Source organism: Streptomyces sp. NPDC056161 (genome assembly GCF_042268025.1).
Classification (GTDB): domain Bacteria; phylum Actinomycetota; class Actinomycetes; order Streptomycetales; family Streptomycetaceae; genus Streptomyces.
Genome location: NZ_JBHJUV010000009.1, coordinates 111,937 through 124,567, shown reverse-complemented (window position 1 = coordinate 124,567; position 12,631 = coordinate 111,937). Strand labels below are relative to the sequence as shown.

The 12,631-nt window shown below is 73.9% G+C and carries 9 protein-coding genes; 8 read left to right on the top strand and 1 reads right to left on the bottom strand.

The window, feature by feature from the left end:
- Window positions 1–161 precede the first annotated feature (161 nt).
- From ACFC09_RS10975 to ACFC09_RS10945, 7 genes are all read left to right on the top strand, one after another.
- Window positions 162–1,604 carry a hypothetical protein gene (locus ACFC09_RS10975; protein ID WP_376525807.1) on the top strand — a complete coding sequence of 481 codons (1,443 nt, stop codon included), beginning with the start codon at window positions 162–164 and terminating at the stop codon, window positions 1,602–1,604.
- Between the two features lie 14 nt (window positions 1,605–1,618).
- Window positions 1,619–2,662 carry a glutamate ABC transporter substrate-binding protein gene (locus tag ACFC09_RS10970; protein WP_376525805.1) on the top strand — a complete coding sequence of 348 codons (1,044 nt, stop codon included), beginning with the start codon at window positions 1,619–1,621 and terminating at the stop codon, window positions 2,660–2,662.
- Window positions 2,663–2,756: 94 nt separating this feature from the next.
- Window positions 2,757–4,088 carry a hypothetical protein gene (locus tag ACFC09_RS10965; RefSeq protein ID WP_376525803.1) on the top strand — a complete coding sequence of 444 codons (1,332 nt, stop codon included), beginning with the start codon at window positions 2,757–2,759 and terminating at the stop codon, window positions 4,086–4,088.
- The gene (locus ACFC09_RS10960) at window positions 4,085–6,808 is read left to right on the top strand and encodes a tetratricopeptide repeat protein (RefSeq protein ID WP_376525801.1); all 2,724 of its coding nucleotides are present in this window, start codon (window positions 4,085–4,087) and stop codon (window positions 6,806–6,808) included. The genes ACFC09_RS10965 and ACFC09_RS10960 overlap by 4 nt, the downstream gene beginning before the upstream one ends.
- The gene (locus ACFC09_RS10955) at window positions 6,809–8,182 is read left to right on the top strand and encodes a PP2C family serine/threonine-protein phosphatase (RefSeq protein ID WP_376525799.1); all 1,374 of its coding nucleotides are present in this window, start codon (window positions 6,809–6,811) and stop codon (window positions 8,180–8,182) included.
- Window positions 8,183–8,297: 115 nt separating this feature from the next.
- A complete protein-coding gene (locus tag ACFC09_RS10950) occupies window positions 8,298–9,644 on the top strand; it encodes a VWA domain-containing protein (RefSeq protein WP_376525797.1) in 1,347 nt (448 codons plus the stop codon).
- Between the two features lie 47 nt (window positions 9,645–9,691).
- On the top strand, window positions 9,692–11,047 hold the full coding sequence (locus ACFC09_RS10945; protein ID WP_376525795.1) for an FHA domain-containing protein: 1,356 nt from the start codon (window positions 9,692–9,694) through the stop codon (window positions 11,045–11,047).
- 3 nt (window positions 11,048–11,050) lie between these two features.
- On the opposite strand, the gene ACFC09_RS10940 is transcribed toward ACFC09_RS10945, so the two are convergent.
- Entirely contained in the window at window positions 11,051–12,046 is a 996-nt protein-coding gene (locus ACFC09_RS10940; protein WP_376525793.1) for a methyltransferase domain-containing protein, read from the bottom strand.
- 133 nt (window positions 12,047–12,179) lie between these two features.
- On the opposite strand from ACFC09_RS10940, the gene ACFC09_RS10935 reads away from it, so the two are divergent.
- Window positions 12,180–12,593 carry a globin gene (locus ACFC09_RS10935; protein WP_376525792.1) on the top strand — a complete coding sequence of 138 codons (414 nt, stop codon included), beginning with the start codon at window positions 12,180–12,182 and terminating at the stop codon, window positions 12,591–12,593.
- The last annotated feature ends 38 nt before the right edge of the window (window positions 12,594–12,631 follow it).

Sequence of the window (12,631 nt, the reverse complement as noted above, 5' to 3'; positions counted from 1 at the left end):
CAGATTCCCGGCGCGTGTTCTCGGGCAAGGGGTGGTGAAGAACCCGGCACCTTCGCCGGAGGCAACCGATGGGATCCGATCAAGATCCAGTGAAGGCTGGTGCGGATGTCGGTGCCGGCGGCGATACTTGGCGGCGACGGACGACCCTGGGGGAGGGCGGAGTGACACACCCATCGGAGAGCAGCGCGGCGCCACCGGGCCCGGCGCCGGGCCGGGGCCTGCCCACCATGCCCGCCGTCCCGCCGCGCCCCGCGCCCCCCGCACCACCCGTGGACCCGTCCGCACCGGCGTGGCGCACCGTCTTCGCCTCGGGCGTGGCCGAGTTGCGCGCCGGCGCGCGAACCGAACCGGGCCGGCTTCGCGTCATCGGAGCCGTCCTCGCGCTGCTGGTCGTCGCGTTCGGCGCGGTCACCACCTGGCAGACCGCCGACCGGGAGGCCGCCGCCCACGACGTGCTGTACCGCAGCCAGCCGCTCAGTGCGGACGCCGCCGACATCTACAGCTCGCTCGCGGACGCCAACACGGCCGCCTCCAGCGCCTTCCTCGCGGGCGGCCAGGAGACCAGCACCGCCCGCGACCGGTACGAGAGCGGCATCCGCAAGGCGTCCGGGAAACTCGTCACGGCGGCGGCCAACTCGGAACCGGGCTCCCCCGCCACGGGGGTCATCGACGAACTCAGCAAGCTGCTGACGGAGTACAAGGGCCTGGTGGAGCGGGCCCGCGTCTACAACCGGCTGGGCTACCCGGTGGGCGGCGCCTATCTGCGGCTGGCCAACAGCAGGATGCAGGACGACATGCTGCCCGCGGCCGAGAAGCTGTACCGGACGGAGAACACCCGGCTGAACGACGACTACGGGGACGCGACGGCCTACCCGTGGCCCGCGATCGGCCTCGGCGTCCTCGCCCTGGGCGCGCTCGGCTGGGCCCAGCGCCGTAGCTACCTGCGCACCAACCGCGTCCTCAACCACGGCCTGGTGACCGCCACCGCCACCGCCGCGGTCGTCCTGCTCTGGCTGGTCGTCGGGCACTCCGTCGCCCGCGCCGGGCTCAACGACTCCAACGACCACGGCGTACGTTCCCTGACCGTCCTGCACGACGCCCGCATAGCCTCCCTGAAGGCCCGCGGCAACGAGAACCTGAGCCTGGTGGCGCGCGGCGCCGACACCGTCAAGGTCGGCAAGCAGACCGTCGACAAGTACTACTACGCCTTCGACCAGGACATGGCCGCCCTCGACCGGGGCCTGGCCGAGGCGGGGAAGCTGGCCGACGACGCCACGGGCACCGCGCCGGTGACCGCGGCCAGGGACAGCGTGACGGCCTGGAAGCAGCGCCACGCCTCGGCCCGCGCCGAGGACGAGAACGGCAACTACCAGCAGGCCCTCGACCAGGTGATCGGCACCGGGAACTCGACCGGTGAGTACTTCGACACCGTGGACGACAACCTGCGAACGGCGCTCGCGCACGAGCAGACCGAGTTCGAGCGGGCGGCGGCCGGCGGCCTGGACGCGCTGACGGGGCTGCCCGAGGGCGCCGCGGTCCTCGCCGTCCTGGGCGCGGCGGGCGCGGTGCTCGGCATCGGGCGCCGGCTTTCGGAGTACCGGTGAGAGGGGGCACGACGATGAACGCACACGAGGACCGCGGTCGTCCGGCCGCTCTGCGGGGCTGGGGCGGAGTCGGCGCGATGGCGGCCGGCTGCGCGCTGGCGCTGGCCGCCGTGTTCCTGCTGCCGTCGGCCCGGTCGACCGGCACTGGGGCCGACGGGCAGGGCACCGGCGCCGGGCGGGTCGCCGCCGGCCGCCAGGCGCAGGACGCCTCCTGTACGGACCCGGAGAAGCAGACGCTGGGGCCGTCCGGCGCGGACGGCCCCACCATCGACGCCATCAAGGCCCGGAAGGGCGACAAGCGGAAGCTGATCGTCGGCGTCGACCAGAACAGCTACCGCTGGGGCTACCGCAACCCGAACGCCGAGAACGCGGAGCTGGAGGGCTTCGACATCGACCTGGCGCACCGGATCGCCGAGGACATCCTCGGCGACCCGAACGCGGTCCAGTTCAAGGCCATCCCGACCAACAAACGCATCGACGCGGTCCGGGACGGGGACGTCGACATGGTCGTCCGCACCATGACCATCACCTGCGACCGGCTGTCCGAAGTCGCCTTCTCCGCCCCGTACTTCAAGACCGGCCAGCAGGTCCTGGCGCAGAAGTCGTCGTCGATCACCGGGTACGACGACTCGCTGGCGCGCCGGCGGATCTGCACGGCGGCCGGTTCGACGGCGTACATCAAACTGAAGGCGGACACGGAGGGGGGCCGGCTGCCGTCGTCGGTGGACACCTCCGTCACCGTGCCCAACCAGCTCGACTGCCTGGTGCGGCTCCAACTCGGCGACGTGGACGCCGTGATCACCGACGGCGCGCTCGCCGCGAGCCAGGCCGCCCAGGACCCCACGGTCGAGCTGAAGGGTGCCCCGTTCACCACCGAGTACTACGGCGTGGCGATGAAGCACGACGCCGACGATCTGGTACGCCGGGTCAATCAGATCCTGCGGGACTACCGCGCGGACGGCTGGCAGAAGGCGTACGAGGAATGGCTGTCGGCGACACTGGGAACGGACTCGGCGCCGTCGAAGCCACCGGTACCCGAATACCTGCGCACGAGCTGACCGGGCCGAGCATCGGCCGGGCGATCTTTGGGCAGACCTTCGACCGAACACTCCCGAACAGAGATCAGGACCACACAGCAGCGAGAGGTGATCGATGGGCGTCGCGGACCCCGCCGGGCCGGTACTGGACCGGGACGAGGTGGACCGTGCGCTGGCACGGCTCGCCGCTGAGCACGAGGCGATCGAGACCTCGCTGCTCGCCCTCCAGGACCACGCGGGCCGCAGACTCCTCGAAGGCGCCGAACTGACCGGCACGACCAGGGACCGCTGGACGGCCGCGGAGGCGTCGATCACGCTGTTGTGGGCCTACTTCGACGCGTACGCGGCCACCCTGCGCACCGCCCGGGAGATCCGCGCCCGGCGGCGCTGGTCCAGCCGCGACGACCTGGTGGAGCTGACCGGACTGCTGCGCGGCGAGGCCGTCACGATGGCGGGCAGCGCCACGGCGGCGGCGCACGTGCCGGCCCTGACGGACCCCGGCCGGCTCAGCCAGAGCTTCACCCTGGCCGGTCTCGTGGACCGGATGAACGAGCTGTACGCGTCCTCACTGGACATGGTCGTCGCCGCGGACGCCGTCTGGTCGGCGCTGCCCGCCCGCATCGACCTGCTGTCCGCGGAGCTCCAGCGCACCCGCAAGCTGGCGCACTCGGTCGGCGTGCGTCCGGGCGAGCACCCGGCGGGCGACGACCTGGAGCGCATCACCCGGACGCTGACCCGGCTGCGCGAGGAGGTCGTCTCCGACCCACTGGCCTACTGGGTTGCGGCGACGGGCAGTTCGGCGCCGGGCGGCGGCCGGCCGGACACCACGGTCTACGACCGGGAGGCGCGCGCCCTGGAGGACGTGCGCCGCGAGATCGACGCCGTGCTGACGGTGCGCCAGGACGCCGAGGCACGGCTGATCAAGCTGCGGGACGTGCTCTCCCGCGCGGACCGTACGCTCGCCGAGGCCCGCACCGCGCGCGGTGAGGTCCTCGCGAAGATCGCCGCGTCGGAGGTGCCGGTGGTCAGCGGACCGCCGACCGCGCTCCAGGAGCAACTGGTGACGGCCGCCGAGTACCGCAGGCAGGCCCAGTGGCACCGGCTGTCCCCGCTGCTCGAATCGCTGGAGCAGAAGGCGGAGGACGAACTGCTGCGCGCCCGCGACTCGCTCACCGCGGTGACCGCGCCGCTGGCGGTCCGCGCGGAGCTGCGCGGCCGGCTCGACGCGTACAAGGCGAAGGTCGCCCGGCACGGGCTGGCCGAGGATCCGCTGCTGGTCGAGCGGTACGACGCGGCGCGCCGCATGCTGTGGAGTGCGCCCTGCGACCTGCGCGTCGCCGAGGACGCGGTGCTGCGCTACCAACGGGCCGCCGCCGAACAACTCGCCGTGCCGCGGGTGCCGGAGCAGGGCGGTCCGCAGGACCGAGGGGGGAGTGGCCGACCATGAGTCAGCCGGGGCACACATGTCAGCGACCGTCCTGCGAGGGCACCTACGAGGACGTGGGCGACGGCGAGCTGTACTGCGACACCTGCGGTCTGGCGCCGGTCGTCTCGGCGACGGGGACGGTCGGCTCGCCCCCCACCGGAATCACCCGCGAGCACCGTGACCCGGCCACCGTGGGCCACGCCGCTTCGTCCGGCTCATCCGGCTCATCCGGCTCGTCCGGTTCCGGCGGGCGCAGTACGCGTACGTCGTCGCAGTCGTCGAAGTCGCGGCGCTCGGTGTCGGGACGGCTCTCGCGCGCCCTGTCGGGCCGGACGGCCGGCCGTGCGGTGTCGGTGCGCAGTTCCGGATCCGGCGCCGGGCCGTCGGGGCGCGGCCGGCTGGGGGCCGGGCTGGTCACGGTGGAGCAGGTGCCGCGGCCCGATCCGCGCGCGATGGTGCTGGAGAACCCCGAGGTGCCCGAGCGCAAGCGGTTCTGTTCGCGGGCGGACTGCGCGGCGCCGGTGGGCCGGGCGCGCGGCGGGCGGCCGGGCCGCACGGAGGGCTTCTGCACCAAGTGCGGGCACCCGTACTCGTTCGTGCCCAAGCTGGGCACGGGCGACGTGGTGCACGGCCAGTACGAGGTCGTGGGCTGTCTGGCGCACGGCGGTCTGGGCTGGGTCTATCTGGCGGTGGACCGCGCGGTCTCCGACCGCTGGGTGGTCCTCAAGGGCCTGCTCGACACGGGCGACCAGGACGCGATGGAGGCGGCGATCTCCGAGCGGCGCTTCCTCGCGGAGATCGAGCACGCCAACATCGTGCGGATCTACAACTTCGTGGAACACCTCGACCAGCGCACCGGCTCCCTCGACGGCTACATCGTCATGGAGTACGTCGGCGGCAAGTCGCTGAAGGAGATCGCCAACGCGCGCCGCACGCCGGAGGGCAGACGGGATCCGCTGCCGGTGGAGCAGGCGTGCGCCTACGGCATCGAGGCCCTGGAGGCGCTCGGCCATCTGCACAGCCGCAACCTGCTGTACTGCGACTTCAAGGTCGACAACGCGATACAGACCGAGGACCAGCTCAAGCTGATCGACATGGGCGCGGTGCGCCGGATGGACGACGACGAGTCGGCCATCTACGGCACGGTCGGCTACCAGGCGCCGGAGGTCGCCGAGGCGGGCCCCTCGGTCGCCTCCGACCTGTACACGGTCGGCCGCACGCTGGCCGTTCTGACCTTCGACTTCCAGGGCTACACGAACGTCTTCGCGGACTCCCTGCCCGATCCCGACCACATCGACGTCTTCCGGCGGTACGAGTCCTTCTACCGGCTGCTGGTGCGCGCCACCGACCCGGACCCGGCCCGCCGGTTCGCCTCCGCCCAGGAGATGGCCGAGCAGCTGATGGGTGTGCTGCGCGAGGTGGTGTCCTTGCAGACGGGCCGGGCGCGGCCCGCGCTGTCGACGTTGTTCGGACCCGAACCGAAGGTCACGGACACGGAGTTGTTCCCGAAGCTGACCGGGGACGTGTCGCGGCTGGGCGCGCGGGCGATGCCGACCGGGTGGCGGGGCCGCAGGACCGCGGGCAGGACGGCGGCGACGCCCCTCCCGGCCGCCCCGGGCACCCTCCCGACCGCCCCGGGCAGCCTCCTGGCCGCCCCGGAGGCTCCGGCGGCTCTCGGCGCCGGTGTCGCTTCGGGCGTGTCCGCCTCTGTCGTCACAGCGGGCACAGGTGTCACTTCCGGCATCGTCCCCACCGGCGGCGACACCGGCGACACCGGACCCGACGGCACCCCCGGCATCGTCCGCCCCGTCGCCACCCCCGCCGCCGCCCTGGCCCTGCCCGTGCCGCACGTCGACCCGGGCGACCCCAACGCCGGGTTCCTGGCCGGTCTGCTGGCCTCCGCGCCGGGCGAGCTGATCAGCGCGCTGGCCGCGGCGCCGCAGCAGAGCGTGGAGACCCGGCTGCGACAGCTCCGCGCCCTGCTGGAGAACGGCGACCGCACGGCGGCACTGGCGACGCTGGCCGAGCTGACGGACGAACGGCCCGACGACTGGCGAGTGGTGTGGTACCGCGGCATGGCCGCGCTGGTCACCGGCGACTTCGAGGGCGGCGCGCTGGCCTTCGACGCGGTGTACGACGCCTTCCCGGGCGAGACCGCGCCGAAGCTGGCGCTCGGCCTGTGCGCGGAGGTGCTCGGCCAGTTGGACAACGCCGCCGAGTACTACCGCCTGGTGTGGTCGACCGATCCGAGCTGTGTGAGCGCCGCGTTCGGCCTGGCCCGCGTCCAGCTCGCGGCCGCGAACCGCAGCGGCGCGGTGCGCACGCTGGAGTCGGTGCCGGAGTCGTCCATCCACTACACGGCGGCGCGCGTGGCGGCCGTCCGGGCCCGGCTGCGGCACCGCGCGGCGGGCTCCGGGGACGTAGCCTTGGAGGAGGACCTGACCGCCGCGGCGGGCCAGGTGGAGGCTCTGGACGCCTACGGTCTCGACCCGGCGCGCCGCGAGCAGTTGTCGGCGGAGGTACTCGGCTGTGCGCTGGACTGGATACTCTCCGGGGGCCAGGGTTCCGCCCGGTCCGCCGTCGGCGGCCGGGTGCTGCTCGGCAGCGGCCTGGACGAGCGGGGCCTCCGCCTCGGTCTGGAGCGCTCGTACCGCACGCTGGCCCGGCTCGCGCCCGGCGGCGAGGAGAGGATCGACCTGGTGGAACGGGCCAACCGTTACCGCCCCCGGACGTGGGTGTAGTTGATGTCGCAGATGCCCCAGCAGGCCGCACCGTCGAAGTGCCCGAGCTGCGCGGAGCCGTATGAGCCGACCGACCGTTTCTGCGGTGCGTGCGGCTACGACCTTTCGGCGGTGCCCGCCCCGCCGCAGGACCATCCGACGCTCACCATGAGCGGCTCGGGTCGGACCGCCGCGGGCGAGGGCGTGCCCTGGCCCCTCGCCCCCGGGGCGGACGGCTCCGGCACACCCGCGGCCGCGCATCTGCCGACGGACCTTCCGGGCACCGACTCGGGCGGTTCCCCGCTGCCGCCACTGGCAGCGGCACCGGCCGACGCACGCCCGACGCCGGGCGTGCGGCTCGACCGGCCGCGGGAGCCCGAGGAGTATCCGCTCCAGGCGCCCGATCCGCGGGTGGCCGCCGAGTCCGCCGAATCCGCGGGCCCCGTCGCGCCCGCCGGATCCGTCGCGCCCGCGGCGGGCGCACAGGTCTGCGTGGCCTGCCGGGCGGGCCGGGTCGACGACGACGGCTACTGCGAGAACTGCGGGCACGCCCAGCCGCGCGAGCGCGATCACATGGAGCGGGAGTCGGGCCCGGTCGCCGCGGTCAGCGACCGCGGGCTGCGCCACCACCGCAACGAGGACGCCTTCTCCGTCGGCCACACCGCGCTGCCCGACGGCACGCCCACGGTGGTCGCGATCGTCTGCGACGGCGTGTCCTCGGCCACCCGGCCCGACGAAGCCTCGCTCGCCGCCTCGCAGGCGGCCGGTGAGACGCTGCTGACCGCCCTGCCGCGCGGCACGCATCCGCAGCAGGCGATGCACGACGCGATCGTCGCCGCCTCGCACGCCGTCAACGCGCTGGCGGACGAGCCGGTGAGCGCCCGTGAGCACACCCCGCACCAGAACGCCCCGGCCTGCACCATCGTCGGCGCCGTGGTCACCTCCGGGCTGCTGGTCGTCGGCTGGGTCGGCGACAGCCGCGTCTACTGGGTGCCGGTGGACCGCACCGCCCCGCCCGCCCGGCTCACCGAGGACGACTCGTGGGCCGCGCAGATGGTCGCGGCGGGCCTGATGAGCGAGGCGGAGGCGTACGCCGACGAGCGCGCCCACGCGATCACCGGCTGGCTCGGTGCGGACGCCTACGAGCTGGAGCCGCACACCGCCGCGTTCAAACCGGACCGGCCCGGCGTGGTCGTGGTGTGCACGGACGGCCTGTGGAACTACGCGGAGACGGCGGAGGAGATGTCCGAGGCCATGCCCCCGGACGCCGCCGTGCGCCCCCTGCACACCGCCCGCGTCCTGGTCGGCCACGCGTTGGACGGAGGGGGCCACGACAACGTAACAGTGGCCGTCCTGCCGTTCCCGGCCCCGCCCCAGGGGGCAGGATCGGCCTGAGGGGCCGCACGGCGCGGGGAGGCCCCGGCGGACCACGGGGACGGTCCGCAGCACTTGAGCCGCCGCCCACGATGCCCGTGGGATCACAGGGGGAAACAGGGGGAGCAGAGTAGGCATGGCCAACTTCTCGAAGTCCAACGTGCCGCAGTTCTCTGTGGACGTGTACCAGAACGAGTACCTGCCCAAGGACGGCCGCGAGGTCAACGCGATCGTCACGGTGACGGCGACCGGCGGTGGCACCGTCGGCAGCGCGGTCTCGGCGCCGCACCTGTACTCGCCCGGACAGGGGCCGTCCGCCGCGGTGGCCCTGATGGTCGACTGCTCGGGCTCGATGGACTACCCGCCGACCAAGATGCGCAACGCGCGCGACGCCACGGCGGCCGCGATCGACGCCCTGCGCGACGGAGTGCACTTCGCGGTGATCGGCGGCACCCATGTCGCCAAGGAGGTCTACCCGGGCGACGGCCGGCTCGCCGTCGCCGACGCCACCACCCGCGACCGGGCCAAGCAGGCGCTGCGCAAGCTGAGCGCGGGCGGCGGGACGGCCATCGGCACCTGGCTGCGGCTCGCCGACCGGCTGCTGTCCTCGGCGGACGTCGCCATCCGGCACGGCATCCTGCTCACGGACGGCCGCAACGAGCACGAGGCGCCGCAGGACCTGGAGGCCGCCCTCGAATCCTGCGCCGGACGTTTCACCTGTGACGCGCGGGGCGTGGGCACCGACTGGGAAGTGAAAGAAGTCACAGCGGTCGCCTCGGCACTGCTCGGCAGCGCGGACATCGTCGCCGATCCGGCAGGGCTGGCCGCCGACTTCACGCGGATGATGGAGACGGCGATGGGCAAGGAGGTCGCGGACGTCGCCCTCCGGGTGTGGACACCGGTGGGCACGACCATCCGGTTCGTCAAGCAAGTCGCCCCGACGGTCGAGGAGTTGACCGACCGCCGCACCGAGGCGGGCCCGCGCGCCGGGGACTACCCCACCGGCTCCTGGGGCGACGAGTCCCGGGACTACCACCTCTGCGTCGAGGTCCCGGCAGCGGCCATCGGCCAGGAGATGCTGGCCGCCCGGATCTCGTTGGTCATCCCGCAACCCGCGGGCGGCGCGCAGAGCTTGGGTGCCCAGGGTCTGGTGCGGGCGGTGTGGACGGACGACATGGCCGCGTCGACCTCGATCAACCCGCAGGTCGCGCACTACACCGGTCAAGCAGAACTTGCACAAGTCATCCAACAGGGTCTCGATCTCCGCAAAGCGGGCGATATGGATGGTGCAACGGCGAAACTGGGCCGGGCCGTTCAGCTCGCGGGCGCTTCCGGGAACGCGGATACTGCGAAACTGCTTGCGAAGGTGGTGGACGTGGTCGACGCGGCGACAGGTACTGTGCGACTGAAGGCGAGGGTCGAGGAGGCCGACGAGATGACCCTCGAAACCCGGTCCACAAAGACTGTTCGTGTAAAGAAGTGACGTAGCAGGAGTTCACGAGAACCCTGGAGAGAGGGGGACGCACCGACATGCCGACCTGCCCGAACGGACACCAGTCGGGTTCCGACGACTGGTGCGAGGTCTGCGGTCACCGCATGGCCGGTGCCGTACCTCCGCCCCCTCCGCCGCCGACAGTCGGCGGGTACGGGTTCCCGCCGGGCGCTCCGGGGCGCCCGCACCTCGCCGCCGTACCGGACGCGGAGCCGGAGCTGTGCCCGCAGTGCCGCACGCCACGCGAGGGCGGAGCGCCGTTCTGCGAGGAGTGCCGGTGGAACTTCCTCACCAACACGGCCACCTCGTACACCCCGGCCGCCCCGCGCCCGCCCGCGCCGCCGCCCCGCTTCCAGCCGCCCGGCCAGTCCTTCGGCGCCGGCGACTCCTACGAGTACCAGGGCTCCCGCCCGTCCCAGATGAACCGGCCCGCCGAACCGATTCCGCCGGGCCCGCCGTTCGGGGGCGAGCCGTCGGGGCCGACGCCGTTCGGTGCCGAGCGCGGCGCCCCGGGTCCCGGCGGCCCCGGTGCCGGCGGCCCGGCGGGCTTCGGCCCAGGTCAGGGCCCCGGTGGTCCCGGCCCGGGTCCCGGTGGCCCCGCGGGCTTCGGCGGCCCGCCCGGACCGCCCGCGTCCGGCCCCGCCTTCCCGGCCGACCCCTCGCGGCCGGCCGGCCCGCCGCCCGGCCCGGTCCCGCCCACCGGTCCCGGCGGCCCCGCGGCCGGCCCGCCGCAGGGCTTCGCGCAGCCCGCGCCGCCCGCCTTCCCGCAGGAGACCGGACGCCCGCCGGTCGGCGGTGGCGACGACTGGGTGATCTCACCGCCGTCGTCCACCGCCCCACCCGGACACCCGGCCCCGCCCGGGGCGGGCGCCCCCGGCCCGGGTGTCGGCTACGGCTATCCGCAGACCGGTTCCCCGCAGGCACCACCCGCGCCCGGCTTCCCGCAGGCACCGCCCGCGCCCGGCTTCCCGCAGGCACCGCAGCAGCCGACGACCTGGACGGCGACCATCGGCCCGGACCGCGACTACTTCCTGGCGATGATGCAGCGCTCGGGCCCCGAGGCCACGGGCCTGAACCTGCCCGCGTACTCGCCCGAGCAGCAGCGCGCCCTCACCGGCAACCAGGTCACCATCGGCCGCCGCCGGCACTCCACCGGCGACACCCCCGACATCGACCTGTCGGTGCCGCCGGAGGACCCGGGCGTCTCGCACCAGCACGCGGTCCTGGTCCAGCAGCCGGACGGCAGTTGGGCGGTCGTCGACCAGAACTCGACGAACGGGACCACGGTCAACGGCTCCGAGGACCCGATCCAGCCCTTCGTGCCGGTGCCGCTCCAGGAAGGCGACCGGGTGCACGTGGGGGCGTGGACGACCATCACGATCCGGCGCGGCTGACGGTCAGCCCGGCAGGGGCCACACATAGGGCCCCTCCGGGTCGTCCAGCCACGCCCACGCACGGTCGCCGCTGACCGTGATCCCGTAGCGCTCGCGACCCGGCATGCCCTCGCGCCGCCACATCGCGAAGGACTCCTGCGGATCGAGGCTGCCGCGGCCCAGCGTCAGCAGGAACCGGAAGAGTTCGTTGTCGCGGTCGCGGTGCGGGACCCCGCTCAGCGGCACCGGTTCCGGCGCGGGCCGGCCCGCGCCGCGCAGCGGCACGAAGTAGGCGGGTGTGGCCAGGAAGCGGCCCTCGGCGTGCAGGGCGTCGCCCACCGTCAACGCGATCAGACCGTCCGCGAAGGGCGTCAGGATCCGCCCGCCGGGGCGGCACTGGGCGAGCCAGGCACGCGGGACCGAGGGCAGTGCGCAGGTCGCGATGATCCGGTCGAAGGGGGCGCGGCCGGGCACGCCGCACGCTCCGTCGCCGGTGACCACGACCGGGTGGTGTCCGGCGGCGGCCAGTTGCCGCCGGGCCGACTCGGTGATCTCCGGTTCCAGGTCGATGGTGGTGACCAGGTCGTCGTCGCCGAGCCGGTGGGCGAGCAGCCCCGCGTTGTACCCGGTGCCCGCCCCGATCTCCAGCACCCGGTGGCCGTCCGCCACCCGCAGGGCGACGAGCATCGCCGCCATCAGCGAGGGCTGGCTGCTGGAGGAGATCAGCTGCCCGCCGCGTACCCGGGTGGCCAGGGGTACGTCCTCGTAGACGCCGTACAGCCAGCGCTCGCGGGCCCGCGGGTCCGGGCTCCCGCCCCAGCGGCGCTCGTAGCCGCCCCGGACGGCGACGAAGTAGTACGGCACGAACAGGTGCCGGGGCACCGCCGTGAACGCCTCCCGCCACACCGGCTCGTCGGCCCAGACCCCGCAGGCGTCGATCTCGCGCACCAGGGCCGCCAGCGCCGAGCCGGCCTGCTCGGCGAGGTCCCGGTCGCCCCGCCCCGGTGCGTGCACGCCCATACGTCCACTGTGCGGCGCCGGACGGCGGGAGGCGAGGCCCGGCGGCAAGTTCCGGGGCGGGAGGCGTTGCCTGGCGGCCGGTTCCGGACGGCGGGTCCTAGGTCCGAAGTCCTGGGTCGCGGGGTCTGAGAGCATGGAGGGCGTGACAGAGATTCGGCGCGGCACGCTTCAGGAGCAGACCTTCTACGAGCAGGTCGGCGGGGAGGAGACCTTCCGCCGGCTGGTGCACCGTTTCTACGAGGGAGTCGCCGAGGACCCGCTCCTGCGGCCGATGTACCCGGAGGAGGACCTGGGCCCCGCCGAGGAGCGGCTGACCCTGTTCCTCATCCAGTACTGGGGCGGCCCGACCACCTACAGCCAGCACCGCGGCCATCCCCGGCTGCGGATGCGGCACGTCCCCTTCACCGTGGACCGGGCGGCGCACGACGCCTGGCTCAAGCACATGCGGACGGCCGTCGACGAGCTGGGGCTCTCCGAGGAGCACGAGCGGACGCTGTGGAAGTACCTGACGTACGCGGCGGCGTCGATGGTGAACGCCCCGGGCTGATCACCCCGGGAGACGGGGAGACCGGGGGACGGGGAGAC